Source organism: Marinomonas polaris DSM 16579 (assembly GCF_900129155.1).
GTDB lineage: Bacteria > Pseudomonadota > Gammaproteobacteria > Pseudomonadales > Marinomonadaceae > Marinomonas > Marinomonas polaris.
In genome coordinates, this window is record NZ_FQVF01000013.1 from 1 (window position 1) to 16089 (window position 16089).

Here is a 16089-nt window from a genome sequence, read left to right on the forward strand (position 1 = left end):
TTTTAGTTGTCGAACCCATCGGTCCATTGCAGATTTGCTGACGTTCATAGCCTTAGCTGCTTCGATAATTGAATAGCCTTGCTCTGTCACCAATTGCGCAGCTTCAAGTTTGAACTCTGTACTAAAAGTGCGTCTTGTACGATTTTTCATATAGTCACCTGTCTAGTTCTGAGATGCATCTTAACATCCCTAATCAGGTGGCCAAATTAACTATGCCACTACAGCAGTGGGTAAAAGGGGATACAGATAAAGCGGAAACTTCATTCTTCAATATTAATATGAAGGGAACTCCGTTAGATCCCCTTGAAGAATTGCTACTAAGGAATAGAAAAAGACCTGTACCAATTGCTGCAAGAGCAATAATTAGAGCTGGCAAAGGTCATCGTTATTGGTCTTTATTTGAAAAAAGCAAAACAGAGATTATTGAAGCTCAGTCTCTTAAATTACATCGTTTATTATTTGACCCGGAGATTAGAAAACCTATCAAAACTTTAGATTTACCGCTAAGTGGTTCTAAAGGAATCAGAAGCGCCATTCAAATACTGATTGATTTTATCTTAATTGCCAATGCTAGCCAGAAAAGTGGAGTAATGAAAATAGATAAATATCCTGAAGACTTTACTGGTGAGGGCACCCTAGATGTATTGAAGAAAACTATTACGTTGGCATCCAGAATCACAGGAAATGAACGTGGAAGTCTTGGTCTACATCCTGCCATATATTTCTATGGCCCAACAGGTCGTCACTCAAGTGCAATGTTTTTAGGTGTCGTAACGCTTTTCAATGAAAAGCTAGTACAAAACAACAAATCATTTTTCAGTAAATTCACAAGTATCAGAGCAGAATTAGAGGAAATACTGATTAGTAACAAAGAACTTATTGCTACTATATTACAAAAACATATTAGCCATAAACGAGTTAATATATTCAAAATTTTACTAGATAAAATTGTCTCAAAATTAGTCGACAACCAAGATATTACCCAAAATGACTTAATTATATTTTCTCAATTAGACGGGAAATTAATTTCTGGAGATGTTCAAAATGGCAGCTCTAAAATATCAGACGAACAAAAAAGTAAACTATTTATCAATGTTGCTTTAAAAAATGCTCTTACATGTCCTGTTTGTAATGGCTATTTAGATGTCGACAAATCTGTATCTTATGATCATATACAAAGAGTTAGAGAAGGTGGTTTGGGAAGTGCAGACAACGTACAACTCACACACCCCTATTGTAATCAATCAATAAAGCAGTAGAACGTTATAAAAAATTGCTTAAAGAAAAAGAAAAAGAAAAAGAAAAAGAATTAGAGTTAGTAATCGCATCGTAATTATATAACGAGGGGTTCCAACTAAACATTTACCCTAGGGTAGTCACAAAACTACTCCTAAAACTTGTCACTCTTCAACCGCTCTATCAGTCTCATTGCTCCGTCTTTATTCTTGGTTCTATCTGGATAGATGAGGTAGTAGGCTTTTCTTAGTGGAAGTGTGATTGGGCTGAGTGTGACGAGTTGCCCTGTTTCCAGGGCGTTTTGGATGAAGAGTCCTTGGCCGAGTAGCAGGCCTTTGCCTTGTATGGCGGCGTCGATCGCCATGCTGGAGAGGTTGAATTGTGGGCCTTTGTTGGATTTTCGGTTGTGGTAACCTGCGGCAGTTAGCCAGTCTTGCCAGTTGGGTAGGTATGGATTCTCGTCGCCCCAGTCGATATGGATCATTGGTTTTTCAAGTAATGCATCTAAATCCCCCTGCGCTATTCCGTTAACGAGTGATGGACTGGCGACGAGGTGTACTTCGTCTTGGAATAGAAAATCGTGGTTTAGTGATTTGTCTTGTTTACCAAAGCTGATGCTTGCATCACAGCGGCTCAAGTTGAAGTCTACCGATGTATGGCTGGCTTCCACTCGTATTTCTAGGTCTGGGTGTTGTTCCATTATGTGCAGTACTTTGGGCATTAACCATAAGCTAGCAACTGAGGGTAATGTGTGCAGTGTAAAAATCCTTTGCTGCTTTAATTGGTCTAGGCTGGCTTGTCCACGTTGCAGGCTTTCAATCGCTTGGTTGGCAAAGTATAGGTATTGCTGACCTGCCTGAGTCAGTTCCACACCCAGTTTTGAGCGTTCAAACAGCGTTGTGTCTAGATGAGATTCTAGCTGTTTTATTTGTTGACTGACGGCCGCTGGCGTTATGCACAAGGCTTTTGCCGTTTTCGCAAAGTTGCCTGTGTGCGCTGCGTTTATAAAAGTGATTAAGCTATTCAGGTTAGGCAGTTTTAACATGATGCTCTCGTAGAATGAAGGCTGTGCAAAACGTGGTCACTTATTAACATTATTGTTAAGCAAAAATTAATGATGAGTGTATAAAATATTGATTTAACTGTTTTGCTAACTTCATTAATCTGGACTATATCCTTGGCAATATAAAAGATCAAAAACTAAAGGGGAACACTAATGTCGTTATGCAATATTATTAATGAGACAACTTACCCTATTGAAGATAATGACTTTAGAGAAGATTGTAAAAAGACTTTGGCAGAAAACGGGGCTTTGGTCTTGCCTGATTTCCTCAATCATAAGGCGATTCAAGCCGTTATTGAGGAAGGCGAGGCGAAGAAAGGTCTTACTTGGTATACCAAGTCTACTCATAACGTTTACTTAACGAATGTCGATCCAAGTTATGATGCTGATCATGCGAGAAATAAGCAGGTCATTTCGTCTAAAGGCTGTATTACGGACGATCAAATTGCTGAAGACTCGCCACTACGACAGCTTTATGATTCGCCTGTATTTCGAGCCTTTCTTGCCAGTGTGTTAGACGAAGAGGCGCTATATAACTACGCTGATAATCTTTCGTCGATCAATTTGCATTACGCCAGCGAAGGCCAAGAGTTAGGTTGGCATTTCGATAACTCATCTTTTGCCATTACTTTGTTAATTCAAAAACCTGAGGGCGGCGGTGTGTTTGAATATATTGAAAACATGCGTGACGCCGATGCTGGAGAGATGAATTATAGCGGTGTTAGTGAAGTTCTCGCGGGACAGAAAAAAGTCAAAAAATTGGCAATCGAACCAGGTGCTTTGGTGCTTTTCCGTGGTCGAAATGCCATTCACCGAGTCACACCAACACAAGGCGATACCACTCGTATGTTGGCGGTTCTCGCCTATAACTCACAGCCCGGAATTGCGTTATCAGAAGCGGCAAGCAAAACCTTTTATGGTCGAGTGAATTAAGGACAATACGAACGCTTTAAAGCGCTCGCATCATGACTTTGGCATCTTCGCCGTAGCTCTCGTTTGCTTGTTGATTCGTCACTTCAACAAAGCCATGTTTTTGCCAAAACGGTACTGAAACCAATAAAGCGCTTTGGAAACCCGCTGTGGTTAGTCAGTCTTTCAGCTTAGATAAATACGAATGTTCATCACCCAAAATCAAGATACAACTAAGATTACTTAAGGTGTTTCTGAGGAAGTTGAGATCGCCCTAATACAGCAACGATAAGGATGGAGTCAGTTTCTTTGATGTAATACGCAACATGTTTACCCACTGGGAAGTAAAAACCATTGTGGTGTATGTCATCACAAGGCCTTCCTAACTCAGGGTTATCAGCTAGCGTCTGAAAACCTGAAAGTAATGTGGCTTTGTATTTACGCCATTGAGGTTTAAAAGATCAAAACCTAAAGAGGAACACCAATAAGTGTTGGGGTCAGATCAAGAAACTAGAAACACAATGTCACATGATGACAATGAGCATTAGTCAATAAAGCATCACATGATTCGCCAAAATGATTAGTTTTTGATCTGACCCCAAACTCGCCAAACTCGCGAGCAAAAGCGTATGAACTGGGCGTAACGACATCATACAGTTGCCCCAGAGCGAGTAACGACAACCTTTTTGCTGAGTCACTGTTTAAAACGCCCGGATGGGGCTTCTCATGGGTTCAAAAGTCTAGAAGAGGCGGGCGGTGGGTGTTAACGTTTACGCGCTGGTATAACTATGAACACAAACACAATCAACTTAGGTTTGTGACGCCGCCTTAGCGCCACACGGGACAAGATAAATCGATGAAGACGAAAACGATGAAGACAATCATGATGATGAAGAGGATAATAGCACAACATCGCGTCGCTCGGCGGTGCTTCTCGACAGGACCCGTGGCAGCGGCTTATGAACTCAAGGTGGACGCGGGGGAGGTGCGACGAGATGACGCGCAAGTCGCTCTGGCGGCAAAATTCGATGTCCTGCACGAGTCTCTTGCCTTGCTCCCACCAGTACCCGTACGCATCGACGATCCGACAGAGAGCAGCGCTACAAGCAGCAGTCCACTGTTACTGGCGCGCTCCCTGGCATCCGCCCAGTCCTTTCTTCGAAAGAAGTTCCATTTGTGGTTTTTTGGTACACCACCGCGAGGTATGTACATTTATGGACCGGTCGGGGTCGGCAAAAGCTTTTTAATGGATCTCTTTTACGCGTCGGTTACTGTTCCTGATGATGATTCTTGCTGTAATAATAACAGCCTTAAACACACAAAGATTACCAAACGCCGCGTCCACTTTCATGAATTCATGCTAGACGTCCATCATCGAATCTTTATCTACAAACAGAAGCACCCACGAGGTGATGCACTTCCCATCATTGCGCAACAATTGGCACAAGAAGCCCAACTCCTCTGTTTCGATGAATTTCAAGTGACAGACATTGCCGATGCCATGATTTTGAAGCGACTGTTTTCACTATTATTGGATTGGAATGTCGTGATGGTGGCCACCTCGAATCGAGCCCCCGATGCCTTGTATAAGGGAGGCATTAACCGATCCCTCTTTTTGCCATTCATCGACATGTTGAAACACACGTCCGACATTATTTCCATGGAAAATTCCCGAAAGGATTATCGACTCGAAAAACGAGCGTGTGGTCAATCCTATTTTTGGTCAAACAAGGATGTTCATGGCGATAATAGTATTAATAGGGACATGCAGGCGCAGTTGGAAGAAATATTTGGTGGCACTGCATCCGGAACTGAGGCCGAGATCATTCCCGTCCTCTTTGGTCGCACAGTCCAGGTCGCCCGATTGAATGACCGGTGCGCCTGGTTTGACTTTTCCGAGTTGTGCTACCAACCGCTCGGGGCGGCCGATTATATTTCCCTCTGCCGCCGATTTCCGGTCATCATCATGGAACGCGTCCCCCAACTGGACGCCAATCACCTCAACGAAGCACGACGATTCGTGACCCTCATTGACGCATGTTATGAATCTCGCACCCGCTTGGTGCTGGCGGCACAAGTCCCGCTCGACGAATTGTTTGTCGATTTTGCAGCGCAAGTCGAAAGCAGTGACGGAGAGGAAGAATTGATTGTCAATGATAAGGGAGGAAACTCGAGTTCCTTTGCGACCACCATGATTCGCACCAAAGAGGGGGAATATTATGAGTGGTCGGCGACGGGTCGAATTGGCGTGTCACTGGCACAATTATCGTCCACCAATGATCTCGCCTTTTCCTTTCGACGAGCCGCATCTCGGTTAGAAGAAATGGGTGGAAAGGAATGGGGACGGCAATGACGAAAGGTCTTTACCTTGCAAACCACTGAACCTATGGCAGAGCAAGGGCTTGCACTAGGCTGTGCCGCAAAAGTGGCAGGCTTCAGTCTCCATGCAGGTGTCATGATGAGCAACGCACAGGATAGAAGTAAACTCGAAAGGCTATGCCGTTATATTACCCGCTCTGGAGTGTCGGAAAAAAGGTTAGCAATCGAACCATGTGCTTTGGTGCTTTTCCGTGGTCGAAATGCCATTCACCGAGTCACACCAACACAAGGCGATACCACTCGTATGTTGGCTGTTCTCGCCTATAATTCACAACCTGGAATTGCACTTTCCGAAGCGGCAAGCAAAACCTTTTATGGGCGAGTGAATTAGGAACGTTACGAGCGTTTTAAAGCGCTCGCATCATGACTTTGGCATATTCACCGTAGCTCTCACTCGCTTGTTGATTCGTCACTTCAACAAAACCGTTTTTTCCAGAATAGTACTGAAATCAATAAAGCGCTTTGGAAACCCGCTGTGGTTAGTAAGTCTTTCAGCTTAGATAAATACGAATGTTCATCACCCAATATCAAGGTACAACTAAAATTACTTAAGGTGTTTCTGAGGAAGTTGAGATCGCCCTAATACAGCAACGATAAGGATGGAGTCAGTTTCTTTGATGTAATACGCAACATGTTTACCCACTGGGAAGTAAAAACCATTGTGGTGTATGTCATCACAAGGCCTTCCTAACTCAGGGTTATCAGCTAGCGTGTGAAAACCTGAAAGTAATGTGGCTTTGTATTTACGCCATTGAGGTTCGGCAAAATGCTCCACTGTGTAGCTTTTTATCTTGAGCCAATAGGCTCAGTTTGAAGTGTTTATTTTGCATATCGGTGTAGTGAACAATCAAAGAGAGTTTAGAAAAGTCGCACCATCAACCACGACACCGCTGTCGACATCTTTTTTTGCTGATTCAAAACAGTATTTGAGGTAATCGACCTTCATTGCTTCTAGTTCTTCGAAGTCTTTCATCGACATAACAACAACTGTATCTTTACTATTTTTACTAATGATCACAGGCTCACGCTGGGCGCTTAAAAGAAGCTCGCCAAAATTTCGTTTTGCGTCATTTGCCGTTAATGTGTTCATTGTAAAACCCCTCATTCAAAGTTATGAAAAGTATAGCTTATCGTGCGAATCGATTAAAGCGATCGAATCGTGCGATTTTAAAAGTAAAACCTTGTTGAATTTATTCTGCGCAATGAACTATAGAAAAGCCAAAATCTAACAAGCCATAACTAGATTTTAAGTATGCCGTTTTTCTACTCTTTTGTTTGTCCCTAAGCTTCCTCGAAGCGGCTCCCACAAGAAAGATTCTCTCCTAATAGGTATCTAGCAAGCAAACTAGGCAGATGCAGAGAAAGGCCGCCTTGTATAAGGTGCCGCCATCGCAACAGCTATCGTTGCCATATTTTGTCGGTTAGAGTAACAGTATGATATTGTCATACTGTTTTGAATTAAGGGTTCTAGCTATGGGCATGCATAGAAAAACAATCACGCTGACTGAACAACAAAACAATTGGGTAAAGAGTCAAATCGAAAGTGGTCATTTTGGCAATGACAGCGAGTATATCCGTGATCTAATTAGAAAGGATCAACAAGCCAAAGAGCATCTTGCCATTCTTAGGCAGGCTCTCGTTGAAGGCGAATCGAGCGGAGAATCTAAACCACTTGATATATCAGCCATCAAGACGGCAGGTCGCAAAAGAATAGATGCAGCCAAGTAATGCTCAGGCTTAGCATTACACCGAAGGCAGAATCAGACCTAATCGGAATTTGGGTTTATACCTGTGAAGAATCGGACGTTGATCAAGCAGATACTTGCATTGATCAGTTGGAAACAGAAATGAAACAATTAATGAATCACCCATCTCTCGGTACCAATTATGCCCATGTTTTCCCAGGATATCGTCGATTACTGCTTGAACATCATGCTGTTTTTTATCAAGTACTTGAAACTGAAATACTTGTTGTTCGTATATTACACGAGGAAATGGACGCCCCCGAACGACTTCTTGATTAGCGACAGTTATAGATAGTTTACGTAATCAAGCTCCGAGCTCACTTTGCGGAACCAGATGATGAGACCAAACACCTTAAAGCGCTCGCATCATGACTTTGGCATCTTCACCGTAACTCTCGCTAGCTTGTTGATCCGTCATTTCAACAAAGCCGTGTTTTTGCCAAAATGGTACTGAGTCTTGTACAGAAACCAGTAAGGCTTTTTGAAAGCCAGACGAGACTGCAGTATCAAGTAAATGCTTAACCATTTGAGAGCCCACTCCCCTTCCCACGGCACGTTTTGATAGTGCTAGGTCGTGCAGAAACAATGTGGGGCCATGGCTTCCTTCTGGTAGGGTTTGGTATAACTTGGGCGGCGTTTCACCGTGCCAAGCATGAGCCAATAAATATCCCAATATGTTCTTTTCTTGCCCGCTTTGCTCTTCTAGCTCACTTTTTTCTTCTAACCAGCTTCGTTCTCCTAAATAGGCAAAACAGCAGTCTGGGGATTGCTGCCATTTGCTTTGCAGTACTTCTAGGCTTTCAGGTTCAATGTCTGAATAAGCTTCAGCTTGGATCTTTAATATCTCAGCCCACATGGTTTGGGTAATTGGCTGTATCGGCATGATCGTCCTTCAATGGTGGCATTTGTCTCTGATGCACCTTATTTTTCTATTTCGTTTAAGTCAATAATGACACTAATACTCTTTCCATTTTTTAAACGGCCAAACTGCCTATCTTCAATATACACAAGCCTCGACAAACATTAATCAGACAAAACCGTTTACAGTTAGCCGATTAGAAATTAAATTAGTCACGCTCATTTTCTTCAGAAAATAGCTCTCTCTAAAAGGCATTCAGCTGTGACTAAAGCACTGAACCTTTCCTCCCAAATACAAAATGTGGAAGCTATGAACGAAAAAGTTACGAATGTGCCTAATACGCCACCATTCAAGGTGATTAGTATTGCCTGTGTAGTGTGTCTAATCTTGGGCTTTGGAATTCTGAATCCTGGTAGTTTGCCAATTAACTCTGTGGTGTTGGCGATTGGACTGATGATTTTCCTTTGTGTTGCGCGAGTTCCTGTCACTATTGCTCTAATCGCTTCCGCTTTGGTGGGTGGTTTGCACAGTGGGCTTTCCACTCAAGAAGCCATTGCGGCGATCAATGACAATTTGTTGGTCGGTTCGCAAGTCGGTATGACCTACATTATGGTGGGTGCTCTTGCGGTTGCTCTTGCTCGTAGCGGTGTGCTCGATTTGCTCGCTAGAAAGTTAGTGAGCATGCTGGGCAATGAAGATACTCGCCACCAAAACAAAGTGAAGTGGCTGCTTTATGGAATTTTCATGGTCGCTTCGATCTTATCTCAAAATGCCGTGCCGGTTCATATCGCTTTTATTCCAGTGATGATTCCACCACTTTTGGTTATTTTTAATAAGCTGCGTATTGACCGTCGCGCTATTGCTTGTATTTTGGCGTGTTCAATCAGTTCTAGTTATTTGTTACTGCCTACAGGCTTTGGGGCAATTTTCTTAAATGAAATTTTATTGGCAAATGTCAATGAAGTCGGTTCTGCATATGGTCTAGCGGTAACGGCTGACATGGTCCCAAAAGCCATGTTTCTTCCTGTTATGGGCATTCTTGCTGGTATGTTGGTGGCGATATTTTTCACTTATCGTAAACCTCGTGACTACACGACAAATGAAGCCGCGCAGCAGCATCTTGATAAAACCAAAGATACTGTGTTGAAACCTTTCCAGCTGGTTATGACGCTAGTCGCTATATCGGTCACTTTAGTGTTTCAAATCACGTTTGATTCGCTGCTTGTGGGTGCCATGATAGGTTTTATGATTCTATCGATTTCAGGCATATTCCGTTGGAATCAACAGGATGATGTCTTCACTGAAGGCATGCGAATGATGGTGCAGATTGCGGTAATTATTACCATCGCGTCTGGCTTTGCGGGTGTGTTAGAAGCGACTGGGGAAATCAAACCTTTGGTACAAGCTTCCGCTGAAATGATCGGTGATCACAAAGCTTTAGCAGCGGCTATCATGTTGATTGTTGGGTTGTTTATTACGATTGGCTTTGGTGATTCATTTGCCAGTGTGCCAATTCTAGCGCCTATTTATATTCCTCTCGCACTAACTTTAGGCTTCTCGCCAATGGCGGCGGTTGCATTGTTGGGTGCATCTGCGGCACTGGGTGATGCGGGCTCACCAGCTTCAACTATTACTCTTGGCGCGACCTCTGGACTCAATGCCGATGGTCAACATGATCACGTTCGCGATTCGGTTATTCCTACCTTTATGCACGCTAACTTCGGCATGATGATCTTTGCTTGGATTGCAGCCATGATTCTGTAAGGCATGTAACCCCTTTTTTGACTCCTGTACGAAAAGGCTAAAGTACAAAAATACCTTTTCAACAGCGATATAAAGCCCCAGAGACGGGGCTTTGTTTCCTAATTGATACGAAGAAGTAAAGGTGTTATCAGCGAAAATAGTGACGCTATAAAATCACTCTTTAGCTGTCGTACTAACAGCAGAAGCAAAATACGCTATAATTTCTGCTCTAGTCATTTCTTTCGTTTCATTAGAAAAACAATAGTAATCAGGACGTTGATCGCTGAAATATTGCATGTCCATTTCAATACCATCAAGGTTTGAGAAAATCCCTACTGACATGTTATAAGCGCCGCTTTCTTTCAACTTATAAAATAAATGTGTACCGCATTCTGCACAAAAACTCCGTGAAGCCCATGCCGAAGAATCATACTCTTTGATGTGAACTTGACCTTCAATAACCACGTCAGTACCACATTGAACCGCAAAAAAAGGCGCACCACTCCACCCACGACAAGAATCACAGTGGCAAACGGTGAATTTTGGATTAATCTGATTGGCCATAATGGTCACCGCGCCACATAAACACTGTGCTTTTGCTTTTAGCATTAGGCTACTCCTCATTAAATAAAAGCTTTTGAATGTATGTCTCAATACATTTTATGATCACCTAATGACAGCACTATGTCAGGGGTAAAAACTTATTTATAATAACGATGAAACCATCAACCATAACGACAAAAATAGTCTTCTAGCGTCATATCGTGGGGCGCAAATGTTTCAGAGAGTAAATCAAGGTTTTGTATTCTATCTAAGCGGAAGTTTCTAAAATCTTGTCGTAAACGACACCATGCAACCAGTATCCAGCTATTTCTCGTACTTAATAAAGCAAAAGGTTCAATACGTCTTTGCGTCAATAGACCGGCTTCATCCGTGTAGCCGATATCAATGAGAAAAAAATTCGTTAACGCACATTGTAGCGTCGATAAATTATCGCTGTTTTTCTCTTGCATCTTCATTTGGCTAAATTGCGTTCGTTCAGAGAGAAGATTAACCTTCGCTTTGCTCTCACTATTAAGCGACGACTTAATTTTATCAATGGCATCAGAGTAATCTTTTACCAGCGAAGAATCCTTATTATGAAGTACCAACTGCTCAACCATCACCAAAGCATTAGCCTCGTTTTCGGTAAACATAATAGGCGGCAAACGATAGCCGTCTACCATTCGATAGCCTTTACCTTCTTCTGTATAAATAGGGATACCCGAACTTTCTAATGCTCGAATGTCTCGGTAAATCGTCCTGACACTTACAGAAAACCGAGCCGCCAACTCAGTCGCCGTAACTAACGATTTCGCCTGTAATTGTGTCGTAATCGCTGTTAACCGCGAAAGTCGTTTTACATCACCGTCACCCAAAGTACTTTCCCCATTTAAAGATCTGAAGTCTTGATGCTTGCGTATTATTAGCTAAGTTCTACTGTTGAATTTAAAGTATAAGCCCAAATTATAAGCTGCTATTAACCTAAAAGTGATTTTTCCATGTTTGTGATCAAACTCTTTCTTGCCTTGATTCTTGTGCTTGTTCTAGCGGTTTATATCGTTAACCTGAACATTATGTCCAAAGTTAATCCCATCAAGGAGGTCACGTCTGCGCCTTATAAAGATGCCAAGTTTCATAATACTGCACCGCGCAAGCCTATGTCTTTTGCAGACACGGCTACTTTGTGGGTGCGCTTTTTTACTGAGAAAAAAGTCGATACTACGCCAAACATCAATATTCCGGTACGTGCTGTTAGCCGAGTAGATTTAGATATGCTGAGTAATGATACGCTGCATATGGTTAAGCTTGGGCATTCTTCTATTTTGCTCAAGGTGTATGGCGAATATTGGCTGATTGATCCTGTATTCTCGGATCGCGCTTCGCCCTTTCAGTTTGCTGGACCAAAACGATTCCACCAGCCACCCATTAGTTTAGAAGACTTACCGCCTATCGATAAGGTGTTGATTTCCCATAATCATTACGATCATTTGGATAAAGCGAGCATCAAGGTTTTATTAGCCAAAACGAAGCAATTTTTGGTGCCAAAAGGCGTTGATGGTGACTTAGTTGATTGGGGCGTTGAGGCAAATAAAATTACTACTTTCGATTGGTGGCAGGAGCTTCAAACTAGCCAAGGTTTGGTAGTCTTTACACCGGCTCAGCATTTTTCGGGACGTGGTATGGGCGATGGCAATGCGACCTTATGGGGAGCTTGGGTAATCAAAACACCGCAGGAAAGTATCTTCTTTAGTGGCGACTCTGGTTACTTTTCAGGTTTTAAAGAAACGGGCGATAAGTACGGGCCATTTGACCTCGCTATGATAGAAACAGGCGCTTACGATAAAGACTGGGCCGATATTCACATGAAGCCAGAAGAAAGCGTTCAGGCTCATATCGACTTACAAGGAAAAGTGATGATGCCGATTCACAATGGCACTTTCGATCTGGCTTTTCATACATGGCATGATCCGTTTGACCGAGTGGTTGCTGAATCAGAACGTCGAAATGTGACCTTAAGTACACCTGAATTTGGTCGTATTTTTTCTATTAACGATTTGCCCCCTCTAACGACTTGGTGGCAAACAACACCTTAATTTTTCTATTCGCCTTCGTTCTTTTCAGCACTTTTACTCTCTGTTTTTGGGCAGTAAAAGTGCTGCTAACAAGACAATAGAATTAACTCTCTAGACTTAATAAAAGGTCTTAGCTTCTTCTCTTAAGTATTGAATCAATGTGTGCATTTTTTTCGGTAAATGACCAAAAGGATATTGTAGGTAAACAGGTAATGATTTGCCCTTCCACTCAGGTAAACAAGAGACAAACACTTCAGGATGGCGCTTTAAATGTTTTTCAGCAAAATAATGTGGCAATAATCCAACACCTTTTCCTCGGATAATAGCCTCAGCGTGAAGTATGTATTGATCCACTGTAAGACGAGACTTAGGTAAATCAAAAGACACATCTCCCTGCGTTTCATGCTCTAGTACTATGTTGTTTTGCTCATTTTTAAGCGTATCGACCCAAGCATATTGATTTAGCTCGCTTGGATGTTTCAACATGCCAATTCGCTCTAAATATTCGGCGCTGGCATATAAACCTTGGCTTAATGTGCCTATCTGTTCTGAGCGTAGTTGATCGTTGATAGGCTCTCCCACCCAAACACAAATATCATTACTTTTTATCTCTTGAGATAGCTGATTACCTGTACGTACCTCAATATTAACTTGAGGAAACTCATCCAAAAAATCAAACATTAGCCAAGAAAACCAACCTCGAAGCAAGGTTGTATGAACATAAACCACTAAAGATCCACTAATTTCATCTTTTAATTCTTCGACGGCTTTATGACCTTCATCGGCGACATTGAGCATTTTTTTTGCAAAAGGTAAAAACTTAATTCCTGCTTCATTAGCGAAAAGCCGATTGGCTTGACGGCGTAATAACGGCTGATTTAATGCTTGTTCCAAATGGCTAATACGACGGCTCAGGGTAGACTTAGATACCCCCAATTTTTGAGCACTTTCTTTAAGACTGCCCGTTTCCATCACAGAAACGAATGTCCTAACTTCGTTCAGATCGTACATTCACTTTTCCCCTGATCTACCTATAAACATCCCTAAGATGCAGTCCAAATTTTGCTTTTCTGTTCGCTTTAATACGGCCCCCATAAAACCAGCTGATCTTGAGGTCTCTTGTAGGTGTTGCAAAAAGAGGAACAGAACGTGCCACCACAAAAAATGAATATTATCAGATAATACAAATGATAAGCATTCTTAATATCTTTTGTATGACAAATTATACGAGATAAACTCTACTTCTACTACGGAGAAATTGTTCATAATGACCCCTTCAACTCGCCATTATAAACTGACCACTTTAGCCGCACTAATCAGCGCCACAACGTATTCTGCAACGCTGCTAGCAGAAGAAAGCACTGTCGACCTAGATAAATTGGTTGTATCTGCTTCTGGCTATGAACAACAAATTTCTGATGCGCCAGCAAGCATATCTGTTGTGACTCGCGCAGACTTAGAAACCAAGCAATTTCGTGACTTAGCAGAAGCATTAGCTGATGTAGAGGGAGTTGATGTACGCGGAGGAACAGGAAAAACAGGTGGGTTAGATATCAGTATACGCGGCATGCCGAGTGACTACACCTTGATATTGATTGATGGCCGCCGCCAAAACGTTGCAGGTAGCGTCACTCCAAATGGATTCGGTGCTGCGTTAACAAGCTTTATGCCCCCGATTTCCTCTATTGAGCGGATTGAAGTGATTCGCGGCCCGATGTCGACCCTATACGGCTCAGATGCTATAGGCGGCGTAGTCAATATCATTACACGAAAAATAGCGGCAGAACCTAGCGGCTCTATACGCATAGAGATGGGGTTACCAGAAGACTCTAAATGGGGAGCCTCTCAAAAAACAGATCTGTACGTGACCAGTCCAATAATTGACAACAAATTAGGAGTTGCAGTTCGCGGTAGCATTTATAATCGCGAAGCATCAGATTGGATCTTAGCACCAGGGGCATCAAAAAGCGGCCGTAATCCAGCGCCAGCAGAAACACAACAATACAATATTGGAGCTCTTTTTACATTAACTACAAACACCAATAACGACATATGGTTAGACCTAGATACAGCAAAAACGCATTACAATAACGACGATGGTCGACTAGGAGGTCGAGACGCTACCATTCTTGAAAACGGCTCTGGCACATTGCCTGGTTATAAAGATGAACTTAGTTTTAATAGAGACCAAGTTGCCGTTGGACACACTCGTCGATTCTCTGACAGCAAGCTGGAAACCAGTCTAAGTGTCAGTAAAACTGAAACATTAGGACGCACTATTCCTGGTAAATATGCCGATATTGGCAATGCTTTTACAGGTTTCCCTAATATTATTATTGGCGATGATCGCCTGTTAGAGACCACGAATACAATATTGGATACCAAATACGTCAATTATTCCTCAGATTCTCATGTGATAACGCTTGGCGGACAATATTGGGATGCTGAATTAAAGGATGGGTTGATTCCAAATACACTCGATCAGACCATGTTAGCGGTATTCCTTGAAGACGAATGGTCCATTACCGATACGGTTGCGATGACACTGGGTGGTCGTTACGATGATCATGATGCATTTGGTGGTAACTTTAGCCCTCGTGTTTACTTAGTTTGGAACAGTACAGATAACTTAACTCTTAAAGGTGGCATCAACCAAGGCTTCCGCGTCCCTCGTCTAGAACAACTGTCTAACGGCGTGAGTGGTGTTAGCGGTCAAGGTACTAATATAACTATAGGTAACCCTAACCTTGAGCCAGAAATTAGCACTAATACAGAGATAGGTGTTCTTTTCGATAACCATAGAGGAACCACGGCATCAGCTACGCTTTTCCATAATCAGATTAAAGATCGAATTAGTAGCGGCGGTGATTGTACCGTTAACGCCATTTCTAGCTGCTCAGTCAATCCCACCGCGACTTATGACATTAACATTGATGAAGCCAAAACATGGGGAGCAGAACTAGCTGCCAACTTCGAGTTAATTAAGGATTGGAATCTAGGGCTTAATTACACTTGGACAGACAGTGAAATTACTGAAGCAGGAAAGAAAAACGGCAAATTAGGTAATACTCCCAAACATATGGCCAACGCCAGTTTACGCTGGACAGCTAACGAAAAACTGAACTTGTGGCTACGCGGTGAATACCGTGGCGATGCTCAACGATTTACAGGCTTATCATCAAATCTAACCGGAAATGATAAGCTTGCTTATGAAGCCGCAGGCAACTTAAAATCTTATACTGTGTTCAATTTAGGCGGCGCTTATAAAGTATCAGAAGCACTCGTTGTTAATGCAAGTATAAACAACTTGCTAGATAAAGATTTTGCTAAATTTGAAACGTACACAAATACCAACGGCGACGTAGCTTATGTAGGTGAATACTTCCAAAGTGGCAGAAGCACAACAGGAGGTATTATCCAAGGCCGTACTGTAATGGTCGCCGCAACTTACAATTTCTAATAAAACTGTCCTTTCAAAACAAAAAAGCCGTTACGATGGAAATCGTAACGGCTTTTTATTCATAAATTTGACTAGTACAT

At 42.4% G+C, this 16089-nt stretch carries 17 protein-coding genes and 1 pseudogene; 9 read left to right on the plus strand and 9 right to left on the minus strand.

The window, feature by feature from the left end:
• A partial coding sequence (locus BUA59_RS14125; RefSeq protein WP_139248885.1) for a transposase occupies positions 1 to 150 on the minus strand: 150 nt, incomplete at its 3' end.
• Between the two features lie 62 nt (positions 151 to 212).
• Between BUA59_RS14125 and BUA59_RS14130 the strand changes: the two genes are divergently transcribed.
• Positions 213 to 1259: an HNH endonuclease signature motif containing protein gene (locus tag BUA59_RS14130; RefSeq protein ID WP_072840344.1), complete on the plus strand. Its 1047-nt coding sequence runs from the start codon at positions 213 to 215 to the stop codon at positions 1257 to 1259.
• A gap of 131 nt (positions 1260 to 1390) precedes the next feature.
• On the opposite strand, the gene BUA59_RS14135 is transcribed toward BUA59_RS14130, so the two are convergent.
• The gene (locus BUA59_RS14135) at positions 1391 to 2281 is read right to left on the minus strand and encodes a LysR substrate-binding domain-containing protein (protein WP_072840345.1); all 891 of its coding nucleotides are present in this window, start codon (positions 2279 to 2281) and stop codon (positions 1391 to 1393) included.
• 171 nt (positions 2282 to 2452) lie between these two features.
• Between BUA59_RS14135 and BUA59_RS14140 the strand changes: the two genes are divergently transcribed.
• Entirely contained in the window at positions 2453 to 3232 is a 780-nt protein-coding gene (locus BUA59_RS14140; RefSeq protein ID WP_072840346.1) for a HalD/BesD family halogenase, read from the plus strand.
• 215 nt (positions 3233 to 3447) lie between these two features.
• On the opposite strand, the pseudogene BUA59_RS14145 reads toward BUA59_RS14140, so the two are convergent.
• Positions 3448 to 3651: pseudogene (locus BUA59_RS14145) on the minus strand (type II toxin-antitoxin system RelE/ParE family toxin); the annotation flags it as partial.
• A gap of 413 nt (positions 3652 to 4064) precedes the next feature.
• Between BUA59_RS14145 and zapE the strand changes: the two are divergent.
• Positions 4065 to 5561 carry a cell division protein ZapE gene (gene zapE, locus BUA59_RS14150; protein ID WP_217653739.1) on the plus strand — a complete coding sequence of 499 codons (1497 nt, stop codon included), beginning with the start codon at positions 4065 to 4067 and terminating at the stop codon, positions 5559 to 5561.
• A 15-nt stretch (positions 5562 to 5576) separates the two neighbouring features.
• A complete protein-coding gene (locus BUA59_RS24280; RefSeq protein ID WP_072840347.1) occupies positions 5577 to 5918 on the plus strand; it encodes a transposase in 342 nt (113 codons plus the stop codon).
• A 213-nt stretch (positions 5919 to 6131) separates the two neighbouring features.
• On the opposite strand, the gene BUA59_RS14160 is transcribed toward BUA59_RS24280, so the two are convergent.
• Together BUA59_RS14160 and BUA59_RS14165 are read right to left on the minus strand one after the other, a co-directional pair.
• On the minus strand, positions 6132 to 6377 hold the full coding sequence (locus BUA59_RS14160; protein ID WP_342742497.1) for a type II toxin-antitoxin system RelE/ParE family toxin: 246 nt from the start codon (positions 6375 to 6377) through the stop codon (positions 6132 to 6134).
• Between the two features lie 57 nt (positions 6378 to 6434).
• Positions 6435 to 6677 (minus strand): type II toxin-antitoxin system Phd/YefM family antitoxin, encoded by a 243-nt coding sequence (locus BUA59_RS14165; protein WP_072840348.1) that lies wholly within the window; start codon positions 6675 to 6677, stop codon positions 6435 to 6437.
• 383 nt (positions 6678 to 7060) lie between these two features.
• Here BUA59_RS14165 and BUA59_RS14170 point away from each other — a divergent pair, with 383 nt between their 5' ends.
• Together BUA59_RS14170 and BUA59_RS14175 are read left to right on the plus strand one after the other, a co-directional pair.
• Positions 7061 to 7315: a type II toxin-antitoxin system ParD family antitoxin gene (locus BUA59_RS14170; RefSeq protein WP_072840456.1), complete on the plus strand. Its 255-nt coding sequence runs from the start codon at positions 7061 to 7063 to the stop codon at positions 7313 to 7315.
• Positions 7315 to 7611 carry a type II toxin-antitoxin system RelE/ParE family toxin gene (locus BUA59_RS14175; RefSeq protein ID WP_072840349.1) on the plus strand — a complete coding sequence of 99 codons (297 nt, stop codon included), beginning with the start codon at positions 7315 to 7317 and terminating at the stop codon, positions 7609 to 7611. The genes BUA59_RS14170 and BUA59_RS14175 overlap by 1 nt, the downstream gene beginning before the upstream one ends.
• A gap of 73 nt (positions 7612 to 7684) precedes the next feature.
• On the opposite strand, the gene BUA59_RS14180 is transcribed toward BUA59_RS14175, so the two are convergent.
• On the minus strand, positions 7685 to 8215 hold the full coding sequence (locus tag BUA59_RS14180) for a GNAT family N-acetyltransferase (RefSeq protein WP_072840350.1): 531 nt from the start codon (positions 8213 to 8215) through the stop codon (positions 7685 to 7687).
• Positions 8216 to 8614: 399 nt separating this feature from the next.
• Between BUA59_RS14180 and BUA59_RS14185 the strand changes: the two genes are divergently transcribed.
• A complete protein-coding gene (locus tag BUA59_RS14185) occupies positions 8615 to 9955 on the plus strand; it encodes a Na+/H+ antiporter family protein (protein ID WP_072840457.1) in 1341 nt (446 codons plus the stop codon).
• A gap of 153 nt (positions 9956 to 10108) precedes the next feature.
• Here BUA59_RS14185 and BUA59_RS14190 read toward each other — a convergent pair whose 3' ends face one another.
• Both BUA59_RS14190 and BUA59_RS14195 read right to left on the minus strand, forming a co-directional pair.
• On the minus strand, positions 10109 to 10543 hold the full coding sequence (locus BUA59_RS14190; RefSeq protein WP_072840351.1) for a GFA family protein: 435 nt from the start codon (positions 10541 to 10543) through the stop codon (positions 10109 to 10111).
• A gap of 116 nt (positions 10544 to 10659) precedes the next feature.
• Complete coding sequence (locus BUA59_RS14195; RefSeq protein ID WP_072840352.1) at positions 10660 to 11352, minus strand: helix-turn-helix transcriptional regulator; 693 nt, start codon at positions 11350 to 11352, stop codon at positions 10660 to 10662.
• 123 nt (positions 11353 to 11475) lie between these two features.
• Between BUA59_RS14195 and BUA59_RS14200 the strand changes: the two genes are divergently transcribed.
• Positions 11476 to 12570: an MBL fold metallo-hydrolase gene (locus tag BUA59_RS14200; protein ID WP_072840353.1), complete on the plus strand. Its 1095-nt coding sequence runs from the start codon at positions 11476 to 11478 to the stop codon at positions 12568 to 12570.
• A gap of 96 nt (positions 12571 to 12666) precedes the next feature.
• Here BUA59_RS14200 and BUA59_RS14205 read toward each other — a convergent pair whose 3' ends face one another.
• Entirely contained in the window at positions 12667 to 13560 is an 894-nt protein-coding gene (locus tag BUA59_RS14205; RefSeq protein ID WP_072840354.1) for a LysR family transcriptional regulator, read from the minus strand.
• Positions 13561 to 13816: 256 nt separating this feature from the next.
• Between BUA59_RS14205 and BUA59_RS14210 the strand changes: the two genes are divergently transcribed.
• On the plus strand, positions 13817 to 16009 hold the full coding sequence (locus BUA59_RS14210; protein WP_072840355.1) for a TonB-dependent receptor domain-containing protein: 2193 nt from the start codon (positions 13817 to 13819) through the stop codon (positions 16007 to 16009).
• The last annotated feature ends 80 nt before the right edge of the window (positions 16010 to 16089 follow it).

Bases quoted from the DNA above. Each gene is read 5' to 3' on its own strand.
- BUA59_RS14170 (WP_072840456.1), top strand. From the start codon at position 7,061: ATGGGCATGCATAGAAAAACAATCACGCTGACTGAACAACAAAACAAT.
- BUA59_RS14135 (WP_072840345.1), bottom strand. From the start codon at position 2,281: ATGTTAAAACTGCCTAACCTGAATAGCTTAATCACTTTTATAAACGCA.
- BUA59_RS14175 (WP_072840349.1), top strand. From the start codon at position 7,315: ATGCTCAGGCTTAGCATTACACCGAAGGCAGAATCAGACCTAATCGGA.
- BUA59_RS14165 (WP_072840348.1), bottom strand. From the start codon at position 6,677: ATGAACACATTAACGGCAAATGACGCAAAACGAAATTTTGGCGAGCTT.
- BUA59_RS14205 (WP_072840354.1), bottom strand. From the start codon at position 13,560: ATGTACGATCTGAACGAAGTTAGGACATTCGTTTCTGTGATGGAAACG.
- BUA59_RS14140 (WP_072840346.1), top strand. From the start codon at position 2,453: ATGTCGTTATGCAATATTATTAATGAGACAACTTACCCTATTGAAGAT.
- zapE (WP_217653739.1), top strand. From the start codon at position 4,065: ATGAAGACGAAAACGATGAAGACAATCATGATGATGAAGAGGATAATA.
- BUA59_RS14190 (WP_072840351.1), bottom strand. From the start codon at position 10,543: ATGCTAAAAGCAAAAGCACAGTGTTTATGTGGCGCGGTGACCATTATG.
- BUA59_RS14200 (WP_072840353.1), top strand. From the start codon at position 11,476: ATGTTTGTGATCAAACTCTTTCTTGCCTTGATTCTTGTGCTTGTTCTA.
- BUA59_RS14210 (WP_072840355.1), top strand. From the start codon at position 13,817: ATGACCCCTTCAACTCGCCATTATAAACTGACCACTTTAGCCGCACTA.
- BUA59_RS14180 (WP_072840350.1), bottom strand. From the start codon at position 8,215: ATGCCGATACAGCCAATTACCCAAACCATGTGGGCTGAGATATTAAAG.
- BUA59_RS14130 (WP_072840344.1), top strand. From the start codon at position 213: ATGCCACTACAGCAGTGGGTAAAAGGGGATACAGATAAAGCGGAAACT.